The following is a 22778-nucleotide window of genomic DNA, read 5'->3' on the forward strand; positions in this document are numbered from 1 at the left end:
GGAACAATCTTTATAAATTATAAACTTTGCTTCTTTGCTTCCTCCGGAAGCGCTGCGAGCAAAAAACAGAATACAATGGCGGAGGAAAAAAAATTATTCAAGGTTAAGATCGACAATATCTCCGTAGAGGTCGAACCTGGAACAACGATACTCAATGCGGCCCGGTTGATCGGTGGAGATGTGGTGCCGCCGGCTATGTGCTACTATTCAAAGCTGCAGGGCAGCGGGGGTAAATGCCGTACCTGCCTCGTGAAAGTGACGAAAGGCTCTGAAGCAGATCCGCGCCCTATGCCCAAACTCGTGGCCAGCTGCCGTACTACCGTGATGGATGGTATGGAAGTAGCCAATATCACTTCTCCTGAAGTGATCGAAGCCCGCAAAGGCGTAGTAGAATTCCTGCTGCTCAATCACCCCCTCGATTGCCCCGTGTGCGACCAGGCCGGTGAATGCCACCTGCAGGACCTGAGCTATGAACATGGCGCCGACAGCACTCGCTACGAATTTAAACGCAGAACTTTTGACAAGGTAGACCTGGGCGATAAGATCAAACTGCACATGACGCGCTGCATCCTTTGCTACCGCTGCGTGTTCACCGCCGACCAGCTCACCGAGAAACGCGAACACGGCATCCTTGGCCGTGGCGACGCTTCCGAGATCAGCACCTATATCAAACAATCGCTCGATAACGATTTTATCGGTAACGTGATCGATGTTTGCCCGGTAGGCGCCCTCACAGACCAGACCTTCCGTTTCAAAAACCGTGTATGGTTCCTCAAACCGGTAGATGCACACCGTAATTGCGATAACCCGAAATGCTGCGGTAAAACTGTGCTCTGGATGCGTGGTGATGAGATCTTCCGTGTAACTGCCCGTAAAGATAAATACGGCGAAGTAGAAGCATTCATCTGCGATTCCTGTCGCTTTGATAAAAAAGATATTAAAGACTGGACCATCGAAGGACCCCGCAAGATCGACCGCCACAGCGTGATCTCACAGGGACACTACGTGAATACCGTGAAACCGAAAGATCCACTGGTAGAAGTACTCGACGGCAGAAAACCAAAACTGCTGTTTGATATACATACTACCAGCGAAGTGAACAGACCGGGCATAGACCTATCCAAGATAGACGGACCGGCACATTCCGATGACTTTGACCGCGTGAATCGTAATTCTTAATTCGTAATTAGATAAAATGACTTTATTAAGCATAGATTGGTTTTTTCTGATCGAAAAGATACTGCTGATATCAGGCGTATTGGTGCTTTCACTGGTAGTGGCCATGTACTCTACCTGGGGTGAGAGAAAGGTGGCAGCGTGGATACAGGACCGCCTGGGCCCTAACCGCGCGGGCCCGATGGGTTTATTGCAGCCGCTGGCCGATGGTGGTAAGCTCTTCTTCAAAGAAGAAATTATCCCGACCAATTCTAACAGATTCCTCTTTATTCTCGGCCCTTCCATCGCAATGATGGTGGCCTGTATGACAAGCGCCGTTATCCCCTGGGGCGATACCCTCACGATTGGCGGTCGCACTATTTCCTTGCAGGTGGCCGATGTGAACATCGGTATCCTCTTCATCTTCGGTGTAGTGAGCATGGGCGTTTATGGTATCATGATCGGCGGTTGGGCATCCAACAACAAATACTCGCTGCTGGCCTCTGTTCGTGCGGCTTCGCAGATCATCTCCTACGAGCTGCCGATGGGCCTTGCGCTGATCGCGCTGCTGATGCTCACCGGTACCTTGTCGCTGAAAGAGATCGTGGAGCAGCAACGTCATGGCTATTGGAACTTCGTATACCAGCCGCTTGGTTTCTTCATCTTCCTGGTATGTGCTTTCGCAGAGTGTAACCGTGCGCCTTTCGATCTTCCCGAAGCAGAAAACGAATTGAATGGCGGTTATCACCTGGAATATTCTTCCATGAAACTGGGTTTCTTCCTGTTTGCGGAATATATCAACATGTTCATCAGCTCTGCGCTGATGGCCACCATGTATTTTGGCGGTTATGCGTTCCCGTATATGGATCAACTGGGCCTTAGCCCGAATACCCTGACCCTGCTGGGTTTCCTGGCATTGTTCATCAAAACGCTGCTGTTCATATTCTTCTTTATGTGGGTGCGCTGGACCGTTCCGAGATTCCGTTACGACCAGCTGATGCGCCTGGGCTGGAGGATCATGATCCCGCTGGCATTGGCCAATATGCTGATCACCGGTGCGATCGTATTGTGGCGTCATCACTAATATCTGATTAAAAAATTCACCTGCTGTGTAACAACAGCATGGATCAAATAAGCATTCATTATGCAAGCATTAACTAACAGGTCGAAAGCGGTAGACCGCAGGCCGATGACTTTGATAGAGAAGATGTATATCCCAGCGATTGCCAGAGGGATGGGCATCACCTTCAAGCACATCTTCCAGCGCAAGGCTACGGTGAGCTTCCCCGACAAAAAACGTGCATTCAGCCCGGTATTCCGTGGCCTGCATGTACTGAACCGTGATGAAGAAGGGCGCGAAAGATGCACTGCGTGTGGATTATGCGCGGTAGCTTGTCCGGCGGAAGCGATCACCATGGAAGCAGCGGAAAGAAAACCGGGTGAAGAACATCTGTACCGTGAAGAGAAATATGCAGCACGTTACGAGATCAATATGTTGCGTTGTATCTTCTGCGGATTCTGTGAAGAAGCCTGCCCGAAAGATGCGGTGTATATGTCTGAAACCTTTGCTCCGGCTGCCTATGAGCGTAAAGGTTTTATCTATGGAAAAGATGATCTGCTGATCCCTCATCCAAAAGATAAACAATAATCCAATCATCAACACAGCTAAAAATACATAGTCAAACATAGCAGAGATGGGAATGAGTATACAACAAATAATTTTCATGGTGCTTTCGTTCGTTGCGCTGGTATCAGCGCTGGGCGTGGTATTGAGCAAAAATCCTGTGACGAGCGTATTGTGTCTGATCATCACTTTCTTTACGATCGCCGGTCACTACATCATGCTGAATGCCCAGTTCCTGGCGGTGGTACATATCATCGTATATGCGGGAGCTATCATGGTATTGTTCCTTTACGTGATGATGCTGATGAACCTGAATGCTGAAGTGGAACCTCAGAAACGTAACTGGCTCAAATATGCCGGCGCTATCAGCGGCGGCGCCTTGCTGGTAGTACTGGTAGCAGCCCTCCGCGATGCCAGCATGCCTGCACTGGGAACTGCCGCCACTGAGATCGGTTTGATCCACAACCTGGGCAAACTGCTCTTCACACAATATGTAGTGCCTTTTGAAGTGAGCAGTATCCTGTTCCTCAGCGCCATGGTAGGCGCCGTGGTGATCGGCAGGAAAGACTAAATCAATCAATACAGAAATAGTAAATCTCAAAATATTGTTATGCCTGTTCAATATTACATATTCCTGAGTATCGCCTTGTTCTGCATAGGTGTTATGGGAGTGCTGATGCGCAGAAACGCGATCATCATCTTTATGTGCATAGAGCTGATGCTGAATGCGGTAAACCTGCTGCTGGTGGCCTTCTCCAAGATGTGGGCGGACGCCGGAAAAGTGGATGCAGGATCAGCGCAGCTGTTTGTATTCTTTATTATGGTGGTGGCAGCTGCGGAAGTAGCAGTGGGCCTGGCTATCATTACAATGGTCTACAGAAATACACACTCGGTAGATATTAACATTCTTAACAGGCTGAAAAATTAATATCGCTATTAATTATTTCGACGTCGTAAATAGAATTGATAAATGATTAATCTAGTTTGGCTGGTTCCATTTTTACCTTTATTGGGTTTCCTCGTGAATGGGTTGGGACGCAGATTTTTATCCAAGTCCCTCGTAGGGTTGATAGGAAGCGGTACGGTGTTGGCTGCCTTTGTGGTGAGCTTGTTGATTTTCTTCCAGGTGAAAACACCCGGGTTTGCTGCACAAACAGTAAACCTCTTTGATTTTATTACTGTAGGTTCCCTGCATATTCCTTTTGCCTTCCAGGTAGATCAGCTGAGCGCCTTGTTCCTGCTGATCATCACCGGTGTAGGTACCCTGATCCACATTTACTCTACTTCTTACATGCATGATGAGAGCGATGAGAGCTTCGCGAGATATTTTGCATATCTCAACCTCTTCGTATTCTCCATGCTGATACTCGTACTGGGCGCCAACTATGTGATGATGTTCATCGGATGGGAAGGCGTGGGCCTTTGCTCTTACCTGCTCATCGGCTTCTGGTTCAAGAATACCAGCTATAACAACGCCGCCAAGAAAGCATTTATCATGAACCGTATCGGCGACCTCGGTTTCCTGCTCGGCATCTTTTTCATGATCATGCAGTTTGGCACTGTTACCTTCCCGGATGTTTTTGCGAAAGCGGCATCGCTGGGCATGAACAATGGCGTGATCACCGCGATAGCAATGTTGTTGTTTGTGGGAGCGATGGGTAAATCCGCACAGATACCTTTGTACACCTGGCTGCCTGATGCGATGGCCGGTCCTACGCCGGTATCCGCGCTGATCCACGCTGCTACGATGGTGACTGCCGGTATCTATATGATCGCACGCAGCAACGTGTTGTATACGCTGGCGCCGCACATCCAGACGGTAGTGGCGGTGATCGGCCTTGCTACTGCGCTGTTTGCGGCTTCTATCGCACTGAAACAAAATGATATCAAAAAAGTGCTGGCTTATTCTACAGTGAGCCAGCTGGGTTATATGTTCCTCGCATTGGGCGTGGGCGCTTACTCTGCCGCCGTTTTCCATGTGATGACGCACGCTTTCTTCAAAGCGCTGCTGTTCCTCGGTTCCGGCTCCGTGATCCACGCGATGGGCGGCGAACAGGATATCCGCAAGATGGGTGGATTGAAAAAATATATGCCTACCACCAACTGGACTTTCCTCGTAGGATGCCTGGCTATCGCCGGTATCCCGGGCCTGTCGGGCTTTTTCTCCAAAGATGAAATCCTGGCCAGCGCCTTTGGCGTGAATATCAGCTATTATGTGTTAGGTCTCCTTGGTGCATTGATGACGGCTTTCTATATGTTCCGTTTGTACTACATCACTTTCTGTGGCGAGTTCCGCGGCACACATGAACAGGAGCACCATCTGCACGAAAGTCCTGCCGCCATGACTGTTCCGCTGGTAGTACTGGCAGTGCTGTCGATCTTCGGCGGTTATGTAGGTATGCCGGAAGTATTTGGTACCAAGAACTTACTGGCGGAATATCTCGAACCTGTACTCGCGCCTTCTGCGCCTTTTGCAGTAGTGCATCACCTCGAACACAGCACAGAATGGCTGTTGATGGGGCTGAGCAGCGTGCTGGTGATCGTGTTCATCCTGCTGGCACGTCAGCGTTTCATCTCCTACCAGGATAAGGGTGAGAACACCGGTTTTGCAAAAGTGCTGGAAAACAAATGGTATGTTGACGAACTGTATGATGCCATCATCGTGAAACCGCTGCAGGAGCTTTCCCGTTTCTTCCGCGATACGATTGAGAAAGCGGGTATCGACAGGCTGGTGAACGGCGTAGGCCGCAGCGTGAAGTGGGGCAGCCAGCAGATTCGTCTCGTACAGAATGGCCAGGTAGGATTTTACATCTTTGCCATGGTGATCGGTATGATCGTATTATTTGTGATCGGATTCTTATTATAAACCAATAGCAGAAGTTACAAGCGCAGATAAATTATGTTGACAGTTTTATTAATATTGATTCCTTTCATAGCAGGCCTTATTGCTTTTGGCCTGAAAGGATCCGGGCCAAAGATGCTGGCGATGATTTCATCCCTGGCAACGGTGGCTACAGCAATCGGCGCGTGGTGCCGCTTTGGTACTGCCCGCGAAAGTTTAAGCCTGGTGGCCAACTGGATCCCGCAGCTGGGAAGTCAATTCAGTGTAGGGTTGGATGGAATGGGCATGATGCTGTGTTTATTGACAGCCCTGGCTTTTCTGCTGGTGTTCATCACCATCAATAACCGTGAGTTCGACCGTCCGGGCAGCTTCTACGGTTTGATGTTATTGTCGCAGGCAGGCCTCACAGGCGTGTTCACCGCCTTTGACGCTTTACAGTTCTACATCTTCTGGGAGCTGGCGCTGATACCTGTATATTTCCTCTGCTCCATGTGGGGCGGCGAAAAACGTATAGCCGTTACCTTTAAATTCTTTGTATATACTTTCGTTGGCTCGCTGTTGATGCTGGTAGGTATTATCTACCTGTATACCCAGAGCCCCGATCATTCTTTCAGCTGGAACTCCTTCACACATCTGCCTTTGAGCGGAGAACAGCAGAACTGGCTCTTCTGGCTCTTCTTTGTAGCTTTCGCTATCAAGATGCCGGTATTTCCTTTCCATACCTGGCAGCCGGATACTTATGAGCAATCGCCTACGCCGGCTACTATGATCCTGTCTGGCGTGATGGTGAAGATGGGTCTCTTCGGCCTCATACGCTGGCTGCTGCCGGTATTGCCGCAAGGCGCCCAGCTGTGGACAGATGTAGCCATCGTATTATCTATCATCGGTATCATCTATGCTTCCTGCATCGCGATGGTACAGAGTGACCTGAAACGTCTGATCGCCTATTCTTCCATTGCGCACATTGGTTTGATGAGCGCTGCGATCTTCTCCAGAACGGAACAGGGCCTGCAAGGTGCGCTGCTTCAGATGTTCAACCATGGGGTGAACATCATCGGGTTGTGGATTATCGTGGAGATCATTCAGCAACGCCTGAAAGTGAAGAATATGGACGAGTTGGGCGGCATTGCCCAGAAAGCGCCGCGCATGGCCATCTTCCTGGTGATCATCAGTCTGGCCAACATCGGCCTGCCGCTCACCAACGGCTTCATTGGCGAGTTCCTCATGTTCAGTGGCTTGTTCCAGTACAATCACTGGTTTATGGCGATAGCCGGTTTGGGTATCATCCTGGCGGCAGTATATACGCTGAATATGATCCAGAAAGTGATCTTCGGTAATTCAAACACTTTAACAGATACTACCACCGACCTGCAACCCGGCGAAGCGCTGGCACTCAGCCTGGTGGTGATCATCATCCTGGTACTGGGCCTCTATCCGAAACCCATGCTGGACCTGGTGAGCAGCACAACTGATCTGTTATTGAAAGCATAAAAATTTGAGGATTTTCGATTTGAGGATTTTCGAATGGATCAAATGCTCACATCAAAAAATCTTCAAATCCAAAAATTTTAAAGGGGTTTGTAACGCAAAAATATGAATGCACTAATTTCTACTGCTTTATCGGGCGTTGTTCTGATGTTTGTTGGTTTATTTGTACGCAATAAGCAGCACATTAAATTTTTTGCCATAGCGGCCATTATAATAGCATTTATAGCTAACCTGGTACAGTATCCGTCTGTTGAGCTGGGAAGCTATGTTATGTTTGGCATGATCGAAGTATCCAAATTCGGTATATTGTTCAATGCGGTGGCATTAGGCGCTACCTTGCTGTATTTCCTTTTGTCGGGCAGCGAGTTTGAAAAAGTGGGAGACCATGTAGCAGATTATTTCGCGCTGATATTTTTTATTCTCTCCGGTATCACGCTGGCATCTTCGTTCAGCAACCTGCTGATGTTGTTCCTGGCGATCGAGATCATGTCTATCCCGCAGTATATCCTGGCGGGCAGCGATAAAAAGAACCTGAAAAGTAATGAGGCAGCCCTGAAATATTTCCTGATGGGCTCTTTCTCTACCGGTATCCTGCTGATGGGCATCGCCCTGATCTATGGTGCTGCCGGTACTTTCAATATCACAGAGCTCGGCATCGGCGTAGAAAACGTACATCCGTTAGCGTTATGCGGTATCATCCTGCTGGCTTTTGCGCTGGCTTTCAAGGTATCCGCAGTGCCTTTCCATTTCTGGACGCCGGATGTATATGATGGTTCTCCTACCGTGTTCACCTCTTTCATGGCTACGGTGGTGAAAGCGGGCGGTTTCATCGCTTTCCTGCGCATGTTCCATGTGAGCTTTGCGGGTGGCGCTATCAGCCAGCACTGGACGCTGATCCTTTCCATCATCACAGCGCTCACGCTGGTGGTGGGTAACTTCACCGCTGTGTTCCAACAGAGCGTTAAGCGCATGTTGGCTTATTCCAGTATTGCGCAGGCGGGCTTCATGCTGTTTGCTGTGATCGCGATGAACCAGCTGGCTGCACAGGGCATTGTATTGTATGCCGCGGCTTATAGCGTAGCTACCATCGGTGTTTTCGCGGTGTTGCTGCGTTTGAAAGATTATACTTTTGAAGGCTTTAACGGCCTTGCCCGCAAAGAGCCTTTCCTGGCGCTGGCGGTAACGATCTTCTTGTTTTCGCTGGCCGGTATCCCGGTTACAGCGGGCTTCTTCGCTAAATATTTCGTGCTGGCTGCCGCTATCCAACACGGCCACCTGCTGTGGCTCGTGATCCTGGCGGTACTGTGTGCAGCGATCAGCGTATACTATTATTTCCGTGTGATCATCGCCATGTACTTCAAACAAGGCAATCCCGAAGTAGAGCCGGTTTCCGGCGGCTTCAAGGCAGCGCTGATACTGGCGATCATCATCGTGCTCGCACTGGGTATCTTCCCCAACCTGTTAATAGGCTGTTTGTAAGCAATAATGAATTTCGCAATACGGCCTCCCGCAGTGCGCGGGAGGCCGTATTGCTTTTGGGCCGCTCATCCCAAATTGCCTCGGTTTGCATACTTTATTATATTAACTTTACTATTAACCCATAGTTATGCAATCACGAGATATTTTTTCCCTGGCATACCGTTCTGTAAGTGGCAACAGGCTGCGTGCCGGCCTCACCATTGCCATTATCGCCGTAGGTATCACACTGCTGGTATGTATCATGACAGTAATCGCCAGTATGAAAGACAGTATCTACAGCAGCTTTGCTATGATGGGCGCCAACAGTTTCTCCATCCGCAACCGCGATATACAGGTGCGCATCGGCGATGATAGCGGCGACAAAGCATCCAAGGGAAACAAGAATATCAAGAAAGTAAAAAAATCCAATAGTAATAAAATGATCAGTTACCGGGAAGCAGTGGCCTTCAAAGAACGCTACCATTTCCCGGCTACCGTGAGCGTTTCTTTCCGCGCCTCCGGCATCGCCACAGTGTATAAGGATGATAAAAAAACAAACCCCAATGTGAACGTGATCGGCGGGGATGAAAACTATCTCGATATCTCCAACTATACCATCTCACAAGGCCGTAACTTCAATCCCCTGGATGTTTCTTCAGGCCGCAACGTGGCCATCCTTGGTACCGATGTGGCAGTGAAGCTCTTCGGTAAGAAAATGAAGAATGTGATCAATAACACGATCCGCGTGGGCGATGTGCGCTACCGTGTGATCGGCGTGCTCTCTTCCAAAGGCAGCAGCAAGATGATGAGCGCCGACAATGTAGTGATCACTACGGTGAACAATACACGAAGAATTTTCGACCGCCCCAATGCCTCTTACCAGGTAGGCGTGGCCGTGAAAGATATCAAACAAATGGAAGCAGCACAGGGAGAGGCCATCGGCGTATTCCGCGTGATACGCGGCCTCGCCGTAAATGAAGCGGATAACTTCGTGATCAGCAAAAGCGACAGCATCGCCGAAATGCTCTTTTCCAGTCTGAGCAAGGTAAACCTCTTTGCGATCGCAATAGGCGTCATCACCTTATTTGGTTCCGCCATCGGCCTGATGAACATCATGCTGGTAGCCGTAGCGGAGCGTACCCGCGAAATAGGCGTTACCAAAGCATTGGGCGCCACCCGCAAAGTGATCCGCCAGCAATTCCTCTATGAAGCTGTGATCATCAGCGTTACCGGCGGTTTGATCGGCGTAATATGCGGTATGCTGTTCGGTAATGTGGTGTCTATGATCTTCGGTACTCCTTTTGTCATCCCCTGGTTCTGGATATTTACCGGCGTTACCCTCTGCGCAGGCGTAGGCCTGGTTTCCGGCATCTACCCGGCTTATAAGGCTTCCAAACTCGATCCCATCATCGCATTACGCTACGAGTAGTTTTTTCTCGCAGAGACGCAAAGCAGCAGAGCAGCAAAGGGCGCGCTTCGCGCGCAAGTTTTATAAGAATTGCAGCGAATAGACAGATTAGAGCCGTTTTTACTCTTTCGATGCTAAAAATCTTATCAATCCTTTCCTCTTGCGCGCGAAGCGCGCCCTTTGCTGCTCTGCTGCTTTGCGTCTCTGCGAGAAAAGAAATCTTTGCGAGAAAAAATATATCTTGTTTGCAGCCAAAATTACACGTTATGCCGCTGCTCGTTGTTATAGCTGCTATTCTCCTGTTGGTCATCCTGGTAACCTGGTGCCGACTCAATACTTTTATCTCTTTTATTATCGTATCGCTGTTGATGGGCCTCGCGCTCCATATGAAGATCGGCGATATTACGCAGTCCATACAAACCGGTATCGGCAAAACATTAGGCTCCTTGATCGTTGTGATCGTATTTGGCGCGATGTTAGGAAAGCTGGTGGCGGAAAGTGGCGCTGCGCAAAGGATTGCGGGTGGCCTGATGAATTTGTTAGGCCCCAAGTATATACAATGGTCGCTGATGATCACCGGTTTTATTGTTGGCATTCCGCTGTTTTATAATATCGGCTTTGTATTGATGGTGCCGCTGATCTTTACTGTAGCGGCACGTACCAAATTACCGGTGGTATACCTGGGTATCCCGATGCTGGCTTCCTTATCAGTTACACATGGTTACCTGCCGCCGCATCCTTCTCCTACAGCGCTGGTAGAAAAGTATCATGCTAATATTGGCATGACGCTGGTGCTGGGATTTATGTTGGCCATTCCGGCTATCATCCTTGCAGGGCCGGTGTTTTCACGCTTTCTGAAACATTATACCACACCGCCTGCCAGCATGTTTGTAGCCGAGGCGATGCCGGATGAGCAGCTGCCCGGCATGGGCGCCAGCTTGCTCGCCGCCCTCTTGCCCGTACTGCTGCTGGCATTGACAGCATTGGCGAAATTGTGGATACCGCAGGATAATATCTTCTACGAAGTAAGTACCTGGCTGGGCGATCCCCTGATCGTGATGCTGCTGGCCGTTTTAAACGGTATCTACCTGCTTGGCCTCAGAAGAAAAATACCGATGAAAAAAGTGATGGGCATCATGGACGATGCTGTGCGCGATGTAGCGGTGATCATCCTCATCATCGGCGGATCGGGCGCCTTAACGCAACTGCTGCAAGATAGTAAGGTGAATCTATACGTAGCCACCGCCTTGCAAGAGATGCACCTGCATCCGCTGTTGCTCGCATGGAGCATTGCAGCGATCATCCGCGTATGCATAGGATCAGCTACCGTAGCGGGTTTGACTACCGCCGGCATTGTAGCGCCACTGATCGCCTCTTCCGGTGTAAACCCCAACCTGATGGTGCTGGCCACCGGCGCGGGCAGCCTTATGTTCTCGCATATCAACGACGCCGGTTTCTGGATGTTCAAGGAATATTTTAACTTGTCAGTAAAAGATACCATTAAAACCTGGTCGGTGATGGAAACCATCGTATCAGTCACCGGCCTTGTCGGTAGCTTGCTCCTTAGTTTGATTGTATAACATAAACGGATAAACGAAAATGACGCCCACTGAAAATTTCAAGGCCCTTGGCCTCCATCTCCCGCCAGCACCTGCTCCGCTTGGCGTATACAAACCTCTCCTCGTTGATGGTAAATATGTATACGTTTCCGGTCATGGTACTGTGAAGGACGATAAAAGCCTGATCATCGGCCGCATCGGCGAAGATATGGACATAGAAGCCGGCAAACTGGCTGCCCGCCAGGTAGGACTGGCCATCCTTTCCACACTGGTGACCAACCTCGGCAGTCTTGATAAAATCAAAAGAGTGATCAAAGTGCTTGGCATGGTGAACTGTACGCCGGATTTCCAGCGTCATCCTTATGTGATCAATGGCGCCAGTGAATTATTCGCGAAGGTGTGGGGAGAAGAGAATGGCATTGGCGTGAGAAGCGCCGTGGGCATGGGTTCCCTGCCAGACAACATCCCGGTGGAAATAGAAGCGCTCTTTGAACTGCATTAAATCAACCGCATATGGAATGGTACCAGCTTGCCAATGCCGCGCAGATCGATTCCCCCGCGATACTGGTGTATAAAGAGCGGATAAAAGAGAATATACATCTTGTAAAAGAGATGATAGATGATGTGCAACGCCTGCGCCCTCATATCAAAACCAATAAGATGGCGGAAGTCGTGCAACTCATGCTGGATGCAGGTATCGCTCGCTTCAAATGCGCTACCATTGCGGAAGCGGAGCTGCTGGGCATCACGGGCGCCCCTGATGCGCTGCTGGCTTATCAGCCGGTAGGTCCAAAGGTGCACAGATTGCTGGAACTGGTGAAGAAATATCCCGCTACTACTTTCTCCTGCCTCGTAGATAACAAGGAAAGCGCTGCTTTTATCAGCAGGGTATTTGCTGATGACGGCAAACGTATCAATGTTTATATCGATCTCAATGTGGGCATGAACCGCACTGGTATTCATCCGGATGCCACTGCGCTGGAACTGTATCAATACCTGCATACGCTTCCTGGCGTGCAGCCTCTTGGCCTGCATGCCTACGATGGCCACCTGCATGATACGGACATGGCTATACGAAAACAACGTTGCGATACAGCCTTTGCACCTGTTGCAGCCTTGCGGCAGCAAATCCTCGACAGCGGCCTGCCACAGCCGGTGATCGTAGCCGGTGGCTCGCCCACTTTCCCTATTCACGGCAAGCGCCCGCATATCGAATGTTCACCGGGCACTTTCATATTCTGGGACTGGGGCTACGGCCGCAACCTGCCCGAACAACCATTCCAGTGGGCCGCGCTGCTGCTGACCCGTGTGATCTCCATCATCGATGAAAACCTGCTGTGCGTGGACCTAGGCCATAAATCGGTAGCTGCTGAAAACCCGCAGCCACGGGTGTTTTTCCTGAACGCGCCAACGGCGCAGCCAATATCGCAAAGTGAGGAGCACCTGGTGCTGAAAGTGGCCGATACCGCGCAATATCCTGTTGGTACTGTGTTGTACGGCGTGCCTTTGCATATCTGCCCTACGGTGGCCTTGTATGAAAAGGCTTATGTAGTAGAAAACAATACCGCTAATACAAGCTGGCGCATCATTGCGCGCGACCGGCAAATTTTTGTCTGACCATAATTTTATCTGATGTTTACGATAGATGCTCACCTCGATCTCAGCATGAACGCCATGGAGTGGAACCGTAACTTACGTTTAGGGGTACACGAAATAAGAGAAAGGGAGAAAGGAATGAACGATAAACCAGACCGCGCAAAAGGTACGGTATCCTTACCATCTTTGCGGGAAGGTAATATTGGACTGGTGGTGGCTACGCAGATCGCGCGTTTCGTAGCGCCCGACAACCCGCTTCCCGGCTGGTTCTCGCCGGAGCAGGCCTGGGCGCAAACGCAGGGACAGCTGGCATGGTATAAAGCGATGGAAGAAGCCGGGGAGATGACACAGATCACCGACCTGCCTTCACTCGAAAAACATTTACAGCTGTGGAATAACGGCGACGTACCTACGAAAAAGCCGGTGGGCTATATCCTCAGTCTTGAAGGCGCTGATTCTATCGTGGATACAGGCTACCTCGAACGTGCCTGGCAGGGCGGCCTTCGTGCTCTCGGGCCGGCGCACTACGGCCCCGGTAGATACGCACAAGGCACCGATGCCACCGGCCCGCTCACGCCCGCAGGCCGCGAGCTGCTGAAAGCCATGGAGAAGCTGAATATCATCCTCGATGCCACGCATCTCTGTGACGATAGTTTCTGGGAGGCGCTGGACCTCTTCCATGGCCATGTGTGGGCCAGTCACAACAACTGCCGCGCCTTGGTGAACCACAACCGCCAGTTCAGCGATGAGCAGATCAAAGCCCTGATAACCCGCGGCGCCGTGATCGGCGGCGCCCTCGACGCCTGGATGATGGTACCCGGCTGGGTAAGGGGCGTATCCGACCCCAGGCAAATGAATGTTTCTCTCGATACTATGATCGATCATATGGATCACATTTGCCAGATCGCTGGAAATGCCCGCCACATCGGCATCGGCTCCGATCTCGATGGCGCCTTTGGTAAAGAGCAATGCCCCTATGACCTCGAAACGATCGCCGATTTGCAGAGCATCCCTCAACGTTTAGCGAAGCGTGGCTACTCCGCCACCGACATCGAAGGAGTGATGCACGGCAACTGGCTACGATTTTTGCGCAATGCATGGAATAAATAGTTAAATTTATATATGGCCGCGGGCCGCGCCCATGGCCATATATAAAAAACTTACTCCCCATGCGTAACATTCCTTCCCGTATCAAAAAATTCAACGAAGGCCGCCTGCCCGACATGTTGCGGATCAAATATGCCGCTATGCGCGAGAATGCCTTTCGTTTTTACAGAGGTACCTGCCACCTGTTCTATGAAGATTTTCCGCGTAAGAGCGCGCTGCTGAAGTCGCCCAACACCTGGCTTTGCGGCGATCTGCACCTGGAAAATTTCGGCAGCTTCAAAGGAGATAACCACATCCCTTATTTTGATATCAACGATTTTGATGAGTCGATACTGGGGCCTTGTCTGCTCGATCCCGCCCGCTTGATGTGCAGCGTACTGGTAGCCTCCGAAGTGTTGGGGATCAATACAGGGCAGGCATCGCAGCTGTTCCGTTTGTTCATCGATGAATACGCCGGCACATTGTCCATGGGCTATATCCGGCCATTGGAGCGGGAAACTGCCACCGGCATCGTCAGGGATTTCCTGGATGCCGTACGTAACCGCAAGCATAAACCTTTTATGGAAAAGCGAATGCAGTACAAGGGTAAAAGCCCGCGTCTCATTATTGACGGTGTCAAAACACTTAAAGTTCCTAAAGAAGAAAAGGAGAAGGTAAAGGAAGCGATACACAAATGGGCCGCGAAAAGGCCCGATGCCGCTGCATTCCGCGTGGAAGACGTTGCCTATCGTATAGCCGGTACCGGTAGTTTGGGCGTAGAACGTTATGTGGCCCTGGTAGCTGGCAAGGGAGGGGCCTACGGTAACTATCTGATCGATCTCAAATTCTCGCCGCCTGCCTGCATATTGGCCTATCACAAATTTCCGCAACCGGTATGGAGCAGTGATGCCGCCCGCGTAACAGAAGTGCAGAAACGCATGGAAGCGGCCTCGCCCGCATTGCTTACGCATATTGACATCGGCGGCAAAGACTTTATCCTGCGGGCATTGCAACCGATGGAGGATAAACTCGATTATCAATTGTTCTCCGGCAAAACAAAAAAGCTGGAAGAGATACTTATCTGTATGGCGCAGATATGCGCCTGGGATAACCTCCGCAGCAGCGGCCGCCAGGGCTCAGCCATCGCAGATGAATTGATTGCTTTCGGCAGTGATGTGAAACGCTGGAAGGATCCACTGTTCGAATATTCCCGCGATTATGCCTTGCAAGTGAAGAAAGATTTCAAAGAATATGCAAAAGCATATGATAAAGGCGAAATGAAGATATAAAGCGAATATTGTCTTTGCTCAGGATTATAATGATTAAAAGGATTACCATGATTTTTTTATCAGGATTTTAAAGGATTCGCGAAGATTATTTCGATTTGATCTTCGCGAATCCTTTAAAATCCTGATAAAAAAATCATGGTAATCCTTTTAATCATTATAATCCTGAGCAAAGACAACATTCGCTCATCACCTTCAGGTTATCCATCTCTCCCTTAAATCCATTCGCTTTGTCTCCGATCGTCTCCAGCGGGAATACTAAAGTTTGCACTTTATTCATCTTGTCTTTGGTATTCGGAAAAGATATTTTTGCACCTTCCAGTTTCTCCACCAACTGATGATTTACATACAGGGACGTACCGGTATGATTGCCACGGATCTCAATGTGCGTCCATGTTTCAACAGGTATGGTGTAGTTGAAGTGGTAATCATAACCTTCACGGGAGAAGCCCAGTTTACCTGTTTGTTGTTGTAATAATTTTACAACAGCGTTGGGAGAAGAGAAGAGCACCGCGTTGGCTTTGTTATTTGCAGCGGGTTTGATGTCGAAGCTCACCACATAATTATAGCCGATCTCTCTTACCGGTGTGGTAACATAACTGCTGCCGCCCGCCAGCACCAAGGTTTTGCCGCTATGCGCATGGTGCAGCGAAACAACATTTCTGCCATTACCACTTTTATCAGTGATGGTACTGTTGTTGAAATCATAGAAGAGCGCAACGGAGTCTTTGCTCTTCAGCTTGGCGCGCATATTCAGCCCCGGGCCTTCACCGATATTTTTGCTCAGTGAGTCGAAGGCAGCATAATTGCTTTGCGCGGTATGGCCATTCCACATTTTTTCTGACAACACTTGCATCGCAGGAAACACGCGGTCGTGCACATCTTTCTCGGTGATGCCGTTGCCGGTATGATCATTCCACACGGCAAAGGAGCCGCCTCTTATCTGCGGGTGGCCTTGTGGAAACACCGCATCTCCGATCATGTTAGGTTCCCATTTGTTATAGAGTTCGCTCCTGTTGAGATAATCATAGTAGTAGCCTGCTGCGGGTACAATGTACAGCCATCCATCGGGTGTGCTGATGAGGTCATAGCCGAGGCGCATCATCTCTTTGGGATCGGCGTAACCGTTGTACCAGGCGTTCATTGTTACGCCTTCAGCTTTCACAGGCGTAGCGCCTTGGGCATGTGTGAGCGAGCCCCACATGCGCACCTGTTTGCCATAGCTTTCTACATAACGGATCAGGTGATCGGCAAAGGCCCGGAATTTCTCTGCTTCTTTTTTTGCATACTCATCGGTGCCGATGTGCACTTCTTTGCCTTTGAATACGGGGTCCGGGCCTTGCAGGTATTCTTTGAATATATTGTCTACAAGTGTGTAAGAGGCGCTGTCGAGATTGAGATGGTCACGGCCATATTTCGTGCTGGCGGCTTCCGGCGCCACTTTCGTGAAGGCCAGTGAATGTGCCGGTACATCTATTTCCGGAATGATACTGACTGCATACTGATCGCCGAGTGATTGCAACGCGATGAATTCTTTTTTGGAGTAGGCGCCGTCTTTGGCCGTCAAACCCGGATAGGTGGCGTTTTCCAGCCGGAAGGACGAATAGGTGCTATCCCAATTTTTATTAAAGAACTGTACAAAACCATTATCATTCAGATGAATGTGAAAATCATTCATCTTATAGTAAGACATGAATTTCACATAGTGCCGCAGGAAATCCATGGTAAAGAATTTTCTGCCCACATCCAGTACAAAGCCACGCACGGCGTATTTGGGATAATCGCGGGCCATCCCCTGCGGGATCGTTTTGTTTTGTTCCAGCAATTGCAGGATGGTGCGGGTAGCCCAGAACGCGCCCTGGGTATGCGTTGCCGCGATGTTGATATGATCGCCGATCTGCATCAGGTAACCTTCTTCGCCGATGCTGGTATCTCCGCACTGTAGCGTTAGGAAGATATCACCTTTGCCCGGCTTCCCGCTTCTGGTGCGGAGTTGGGAGATGCCCGTTTGTGTGCGGAGATCCTGGACAAAGGTGGCTGCAATGCCGGATAACTGTGACGCATATACGGGATCTATTACCACGCCGCTGCCGGCAGAGAACTGGTAATCGCCTTTTCCGCCATGCCACTCGCGCAGGGCGGGAATCACCAATGGCGCCTTGTTGCCGCCTGTAGCGTATTTGCCGGGAACGGTCACTGTGCGGGCAACATCCACGCTGGCATGATCCTGCGTGCGTTCCAGCAGGAAGTAGAGGTGTACTGTGGCATCGGTGAGCGGCGTGTGGATATGTCCTTCACGGTCTATCACGGGCAGACGGTCGCTGCCCCGCAATTTGAGCTGATAGCCTGCGGGCGCCGCTGGCAGGGATAGTTGCTGGTCGCCTTGCCGGATAGTGATGTTGGAGGCGATGGCGGCGGCGGCATTCGCAAGTACCGCAGAATCAGCAGGGGTCTGCGCTTGTGCATGGCCTATAGCAAGCAATGCCACGGCTGCCATTGTTGGAAGATGGTTCAAGTATCTCATTGTTCACTGGTTGCATCAATAAAAAACCCTTCACGATAAAGTGAAGGGTAAGCTCTACAAAATAGACAATATTTTATCAATAATATAGTTGAGATAATACGTTGGTGTCGTCGAATGTTTTAGGCTTCAGTTCCGTAAATGTGGCATACTGGCTGGAAGTGAACAGGGGCTTGAGTTTGGCTTGCAGGCCGTTTTGCATGCTGTTCAATTTTGTCTTGTAAGCCTTTTCGTTGCTGTTGATCAAGGGTTGTATGTTGATCTTCTGCCGGAGATAAGCGGTAACGATGGCCAGCAGTTTAGGCTTCTGTTTTTCTGTCAGCGACAGTGATTTATCCAGTTTGCTCACAATAGAGGCGGCGGTGCCTTCTACGTCCATCACAGGCGCCTGGGCCATTGCAAGCGATCCGGAGAATAGCAAAAATATTACGAAGAGCAGCTTTTTCATGCAGGGTAAATTTTAATTTTATTGCATCACCAGCTTCACATAATTGGCCTGTGTATTACCATCTTCATTGATGGTGATATATTCACAAAGAATTGTTTTGTCGTTCACCCATTTCACGGAAGAGGGGCCCCAGTCTTCCAGGTTTTCTTCGCCCACGTAAGTGATCTTGCCATTATCCAGAGAGAACAGCTGGAAGCCATTCGGCACGAAAGCCGCTACCAGATCGAGTGAGGCGCAGAGCAGGTATTTTTTATCGGGAGAGAGGATAGGGGCGGACCAGGTGTGCAGCGTATCGCCGTTGTCGGGATTCACCAGCAGGAAATCGTTGGATTCGTTATAGGTCACATATACGCCTTTCCTTTTGATCTGGGGAAGATTGGCGATATAACTGTAAGAGGTGAAACCTTCCTCATCACTGGTATTGTTGGTAAGTGTAAGTTCCTTGCCATTGGCGAGGCGGAAGCTCAGTTTTTCACCATTGCGTTTTACGGTAGAATCTTTTTTGAGCGCGTCCTGTTCGCTGGAATCCAGCATGGCAGGCTGCGGATATTTTTCGAAAGTAACGGAGTCGATGTTATATACGAAGAAGGTTTTATTGCCCAGTGTTACGGTATCGATCGGGGTAGCCGAAGTAGCGGGGATATCGCCGGCGGCGGTTGTTTTATCTTTTCCTGCGCGGTTACCGCAGCTCCAGAGCAGGCAGGGGATAGCACAAATCAGCAACAGGTTCTTGAACATATTATACATTTTCATTTTTTTGTAGTGTGCAAAAGTAAATAATTCTGATATGGTGAGATGATTACCCGGGAAGGCGTTTACCATCTGCTTTTGTGAGTGTAAAATACAAAACATATCCACAGATGATACCACTAATAAATCCGGCGAAGTGTGAGGCATTGTCGATACCTCCTGAAAAGCCCGCCACGATGAAGTTCATAGCGGCGAACAGTCCTATGAATACCAGGTAATTTTTTCTTTTGACCGGATGAAACAAGTTGGTGGTGAGCAAGGCCAGGAATACGCCATAGATGCCAAAGATGGCGCCTGAAGCTCCTACGTCCACAGCGCTGCGGTGATACCAGATGCTTACATAGTCGGCAATGAGTCCGGTGAGCACATATACAACGCTGAATCTGATACTCCGCAATACAGGTTCCAGGAAAATGCCGGCAATAAAGAGCCCCAGCATATTGGTGACCAGGTGCCACATGCCCGCATGCAGGAACATGCTTGAAAACAGCCGCCAGTACTGGTGTTCCGTGATAGTCAGGGGCCAGTAGTTAGCGCCCCAGTGCAGCAGCTGGTCGCCGTTGCCCCACCATATATCCATGCCCCTTATACCCATGATCAGGAAGATCAGCAGGTTCGCGGCAATGATACCACCGGTGACCGGCATTGTTTTCAGTTGAGCCACTGTTTGCATTCACTAAAAGTTACGGATATTTCGTGAATTAAACAGCGGCCGCTAACTACTCGTAAGTATAGTCTATATTGGCTTGCGCATCAGTGCCTTGCCCGGTAAACCCTTGTGAATGCAGGTGTACGCGCGCACTTTTCGGATAGCCGTTGCTGTTATAGGCATAAAAATATTGAATGGTAGTGGAACGCTTGCATTGTGTAACCACATGTTCGAGTGTAGTCTTTTGTTTTTCCTCTATCTTGATCAACGCCGGATTGTTGGTGCTCACATGTAACAGGAGCTGGCAGATGCTGGGCAAAGGCATCATGGGCTGTGATGGCGATAGCTCCGAAGCCAGCAGCAGCTGGTTGATCAGGGGCTTCAGGGGATTGATGGAGTCGTCCCATTCGTAATTGGCCTTGGTAAAAAATACGGTAGTATCCTGCTCTTTCCCCTTGATGGAATCAGCAGCAATATTTTTCCAGTCGGGGTTGCCGTTCTTGTAGCTCCAGCTGGTGGCGTGGCGGTTGCCGGCATATTTGAGCGACAGCGGCAGGTCCTGTTGCCACTGGATGGTAGCGGATTGCTGTAGGGTGTCAGTCGCATCGAAATAGTCAATCGACAGGATATTACCACGGCGATCCCATTTTTTTACGGTAGCGCGCTGAAGGAGCTGATCGCCATTATTATCATGGTGGTAGCATTCCATGCCTTGCAGGCGGTGTTGCTGATCGTAGGAAAACCGGGTGGTATTGGTATCGTTGGAGAAATTATAACGTACCAGTTCGGTCATGCGGCCGGCCTGATCGTATTTGAAGGCATACTGCGGTACTGTTTCCCCATGAATGGTGATGGCCTGCAGGCGTGGCAGTACAAACTTCGCTTTGTTAGTGCTGCATGCGGTGATGAGCACCGGGATCATAATACAGTAGAGATATTTAAGCATACTTACGGCGGATAAGTGTGCATGAATGTACTAATAAGATTTGAGTTTTTCAGCAGTGTTACGGCTGAGGTGGTGGAAGGAGCGGATGACGTAGTCTTTCAGAGGATGATCGCCATGCAGCATAATGGAAGCATAGAGCTCCATATCCGGTGAAAGGATGGACGTGTTGTGTTTTTCCAGGTGCGGAATTTTATTGATACGGCACCATCGCTCAAAGAGCCTCATCCGGCTAATTCCACGTTTGTCAACGCTGTCGCACACGAAGAATAGCGCTTTGTCAGTATGCTTATATAGAAAGTCACTGATCAATTGTATAATCGTGCAACGTATCAGGATATCATCCGGATGCGGGCCTGCATGAACAGATATTCTGTCGAATCCAAACGTAAATACATCTTCACAAAATTCAGGATAATCGGAAAAATAGGCTTTCCCATTCCCAAAATAAACTGAATACACAACATGATGATGTGTTGTGAATTCATAGATGCCCGTCTTTATTTCGGTAACATTATAGCGGTTGAACAAACTTGATGCCTTTAGATTTTAATTCAGATAAATCACGACCATTCGTAATGTATTCATGAATTAATTTCTTATCAGCTATCATCTTTTTGAGCATAGCGATCACCTTGGGATGTACGTCCCGTTGTACAGATGTTGTTATGTTTTCCTGCTGCTTCATAATGATACATTACAAATATACCGTAAAATACTTCTTCCAGCAGCATCAAACCTTTACCAGACCTTAACATTATCATCCCGATAAAAAAAATCCCGGACTGCTTACACAGCCCGGGAAATTTCTTTTTCCAAACAAGTTGGAATATTACTCCGCTACTACTTCGAATTCCATTTCGGTATCGTTGCCTTTACCAAAATCGAGGCGAGCTTTGTATGTACCTAATTCTTTCACATCATCGATGATGTGGATACGGCGACGGTCAATTTCGTAACCTTTCTGCTCTTTAATCGCACGGGCGATCTGAACACCGGTAACGCTACCGAAGATCTTGCCGGAAGTACCGGTTTTAGCGCCGATCTTAACAGGAGAAGCTTTCAGTACTTCCACCACTTTAGCAATTTCTGCCAGCAGTTTCTCTTCTTTCACTTTCTGTACTTTCAGGCGCTCCTGCAGTTGTTTCAGGTTAGAAGGACTAGCTTCTACCGCAAACTTCTGCGGGATCAGGAAGTTCCTGGCGTAACCATTCTTTACGTTAACCAGTTCATTCTTCTGACCCAGGTTATCTACGTCTTGTATTAAGATAATTTGCATAACTTCTTACTTTAAAAGGTCAGTAACATAAGGCAATAAAGCCATTTGACGAGCTTTCTTAATAGCCTGGGCTACTTTACGCTGAAATTTCAGAGAGTTACCTGTAATACGGCGAGGCAACATTTTGCCCTGATCGTTCAGAAATTTCTTCAAAAACTCCGCGTCTTTGTAATCCACATACTTAATGCCCATTTTCTTGAAACGGCAGTATTTTTTCTGACGTTTCTCGGTCTTTACGGCGGTTAAGTATTTGATCTCTTGTTTCGGTTTAACTGCCATAATTTTAAGCTTCAGTGGTTTTAGATTCAGCATTTACACCCAGGTTCTTGCGGTTGTTATACGCTACAGCGTATTTGTCCAGCGCAGTCACCATGTGGCGCAATACATTTTCATCGCGGTTAAGCTGAATTTTCAGCTTCTCATTGAGGTCGGATGGCGCAGTGTATTCCAGAACCAGGTACATTCCTGTAGTCTTTTTCCGGATAGGATACGCCAGTGATCTTAATCCCCAGGGATTTTCGTGCGTTACTTGTCCGCCATTATCTTTAATGATATCAGCGAATTTCTTCTGAGCCGCTTTGTAATCGTCTTCAGAAAGCACAGGGGTAAAGATCACCATCAATTCGTAGTTCATAATTCCCTGTTTTTAAAAAGGTTTAATAAAAAAATTTGGACCGCAAAGATAC

Annotated in this window: 24 protein-coding genes; 14 read left to right on the plus strand and 10 right to left on the minus strand. The window is 49.2% G+C overall.

Going from position 1 to position 22778, the window contains the following annotated elements:
* Positions 1-75 precede the first annotated feature (75 nt).
* The 14 genes from FPG75_RS02125 to FPG75_RS02190 all read left to right on the plus strand — a co-directional run bounded on the left by FPG75_RS02125 (position 76) and on the right by FPG75_RS02190 (position 15505).
* Positions 76-1179 carry a 2Fe-2S iron-sulfur cluster-binding protein gene (locus FPG75_RS02125; RefSeq protein ID WP_143304891.1) on the plus strand — a complete coding sequence of 368 codons (1104 nt, stop codon included), beginning with the start codon at positions 76-78 and terminating at the stop codon, positions 1177-1179.
* Positions 1180-1195: 16 nt separating this feature from the next.
* Positions 1196-2239, plus strand: a complete 1044-nt coding sequence (nuoH, locus tag FPG75_RS02130; RefSeq protein WP_201747869.1) for an NADH-quinone oxidoreductase subunit NuoH — start codon at positions 1196-1198, stop codon at positions 2237-2239.
* Between the two features lie 60 nt (positions 2240-2299).
* Positions 2300-2803 carry an NADH-quinone oxidoreductase subunit NuoI gene (gene nuoI / locus FPG75_RS02135; protein ID WP_143304893.1) on the plus strand — a complete coding sequence of 168 codons (504 nt, stop codon included), beginning with the start codon at positions 2300-2302 and terminating at the stop codon, positions 2801-2803.
* A 76-nt stretch (positions 2804-2879) separates the two neighbouring features.
* Entirely contained in the window at positions 2880-3350 is a 471-nt protein-coding gene (locus tag FPG75_RS02140; RefSeq protein WP_236652701.1) for an NADH-quinone oxidoreductase subunit J family protein, read from the plus strand.
* A 39-nt stretch (positions 3351-3389) separates the two neighbouring features.
* Positions 3390-3707, plus strand: coding sequence for an NADH-quinone oxidoreductase subunit NuoK (nuoK, locus tag FPG75_RS02145; RefSeq protein WP_073077731.1), 318 nt, complete (start codon positions 3390-3392; stop codon positions 3705-3707).
* Between the two features lie 42 nt (positions 3708-3749).
* Complete coding sequence (nuoL, locus tag FPG75_RS02150; protein WP_143304894.1) at positions 3750-5645, plus strand: NADH-quinone oxidoreductase subunit L; 1896 nt, start codon at positions 3750-3752, stop codon at positions 5643-5645.
* A 33-nt stretch (positions 5646-5678) separates the two neighbouring features.
* The gene (locus FPG75_RS02155) at positions 5679-7112 is read left to right on the plus strand and encodes a complex I subunit 4 family protein (protein WP_143304896.1); all 1434 of its coding nucleotides are present in this window, start codon (positions 5679-5681) and stop codon (positions 7110-7112) included.
* Positions 7113-7214: 102 nt separating this feature from the next.
* The gene (locus FPG75_RS02160; protein ID WP_143304898.1) at positions 7215-8588 is read left to right on the plus strand and encodes an NADH-quinone oxidoreductase subunit N; all 1374 of its coding nucleotides are present in this window, start codon (positions 7215-7217) and stop codon (positions 8586-8588) included.
* A 127-nt stretch (positions 8589-8715) separates the two neighbouring features.
* Positions 8716-9996, plus strand: a complete 1281-nt coding sequence (locus FPG75_RS02165) for an ABC transporter permease (RefSeq protein WP_143304900.1) — start codon at positions 8716-8718, stop codon at positions 9994-9996.
* 245 nt (positions 9997-10241) lie between these two features.
* Entirely contained in the window at positions 10242-11555 is a 1314-nt protein-coding gene (locus FPG75_RS02170) for a gluconate:H+ symporter (protein ID WP_143304901.1), read from the plus strand.
* Between the two features lie 19 nt (positions 11556-11574).
* Entirely contained in the window at positions 11575-12036 is a 462-nt protein-coding gene (locus FPG75_RS02175; RefSeq protein ID WP_143304903.1) for a RidA family protein, read from the plus strand.
* 11 nt (positions 12037-12047) lie between these two features.
* Positions 12048-13151 carry a D-TA family PLP-dependent enzyme gene (locus FPG75_RS02180; protein WP_143304904.1) on the plus strand — a complete coding sequence of 368 codons (1104 nt, stop codon included), beginning with the start codon at positions 12048-12050 and terminating at the stop codon, positions 13149-13151.
* Positions 13152-13166: 15 nt separating this feature from the next.
* Positions 13167-14240: a dipeptidase gene (locus tag FPG75_RS02185; protein WP_143304906.1), complete on the plus strand. Its 1074-nt coding sequence runs from the start codon at positions 13167-13169 to the stop codon at positions 14238-14240.
* Positions 14241-14299: 59 nt separating this feature from the next.
* The gene (locus FPG75_RS02190) at positions 14300-15505 is read left to right on the plus strand and encodes a DUF2252 domain-containing protein (RefSeq protein ID WP_143304907.1); all 1206 of its coding nucleotides are present in this window, start codon (positions 14300-14302) and stop codon (positions 15503-15505) included.
* A 154-nt stretch (positions 15506-15659) separates the two neighbouring features.
* Here FPG75_RS02190 and FPG75_RS02195 read toward each other — a convergent pair whose 3' ends face one another.
* The 10 genes from FPG75_RS02195 to rpsF form a co-directional block, all read right to left on the minus strand.
* Positions 15660-18026 (minus strand): family 20 glycosylhydrolase, encoded by a 2367-nt coding sequence (locus FPG75_RS02195; RefSeq protein WP_201747870.1) that lies wholly within the window; start codon positions 18024-18026, stop codon positions 15660-15662.
* 76 nt (positions 18027-18102) lie between these two features.
* The gene (locus tag FPG75_RS02200; RefSeq protein WP_143304909.1) at positions 18103-18471 is read right to left on the minus strand and encodes a hypothetical protein; all 369 of its coding nucleotides are present in this window, start codon (positions 18469-18471) and stop codon (positions 18103-18105) included.
* Between the two features lie 18 nt (positions 18472-18489).
* The gene (locus FPG75_RS02205) at positions 18490-19209 is read right to left on the minus strand and encodes a hypothetical protein (protein ID WP_143304911.1); all 720 of its coding nucleotides are present in this window, start codon (positions 19207-19209) and stop codon (positions 18490-18492) included.
* 61 nt (positions 19210-19270) lie between these two features.
* Complete coding sequence (locus tag FPG75_RS02210) at positions 19271-19894, minus strand: rhomboid family intramembrane serine protease (RefSeq protein WP_143304912.1); 624 nt, start codon at positions 19892-19894, stop codon at positions 19271-19273.
* A 46-nt stretch (positions 19895-19940) separates the two neighbouring features.
* The gene (locus FPG75_RS02215; protein WP_143304914.1) at positions 19941-20816 is read right to left on the minus strand and encodes a hypothetical protein; all 876 of its coding nucleotides are present in this window, start codon (positions 20814-20816) and stop codon (positions 19941-19943) included.
* Positions 20817-20846: 30 nt separating this feature from the next.
* A complete protein-coding gene (locus FPG75_RS26190; protein WP_236652702.1) occupies positions 20847-21275 on the minus strand; it encodes a DUF6169 family protein in 429 nt (142 codons plus the stop codon).
* Positions 21276-21327: 52 nt separating this feature from the next.
* Positions 21328-21501, minus strand: a complete 174-nt coding sequence (locus tag FPG75_RS25920) for a hypothetical protein (RefSeq protein WP_161596632.1) — start codon at positions 21499-21501, stop codon at positions 21328-21330.
* Positions 21502-21645: 144 nt separating this feature from the next.
* A complete protein-coding gene (gene rplI / locus FPG75_RS02225) occupies positions 21646-22092 on the minus strand; it encodes a 50S ribosomal protein L9 (RefSeq protein WP_143304918.1) in 447 nt (148 codons plus the stop codon).
* Between the two features lie 6 nt (positions 22093-22098).
* Positions 22099-22371 (minus strand): 30S ribosomal protein S18, encoded by a 273-nt coding sequence (rpsR, locus tag FPG75_RS02230; RefSeq protein WP_073077706.1) that lies wholly within the window; start codon positions 22369-22371, stop codon positions 22099-22101.
* A 4-nt stretch (positions 22372-22375) separates the two neighbouring features.
* Complete coding sequence (rpsF, locus tag FPG75_RS02235; RefSeq protein ID WP_236652703.1) at positions 22376-22726, minus strand: 30S ribosomal protein S6; 351 nt, start codon at positions 22724-22726, stop codon at positions 22376-22378.
* Positions 22727-22778: the final 52 nt, after the last annotated feature.

The sequence above is a fragment of the Chitinophaga vietnamensis genome (assembly GCF_902167635.1).
GTDB lineage: Bacteria > Bacteroidota > Bacteroidia > Chitinophagales > Chitinophagaceae > Chitinophaga > Chitinophaga vietnamensis.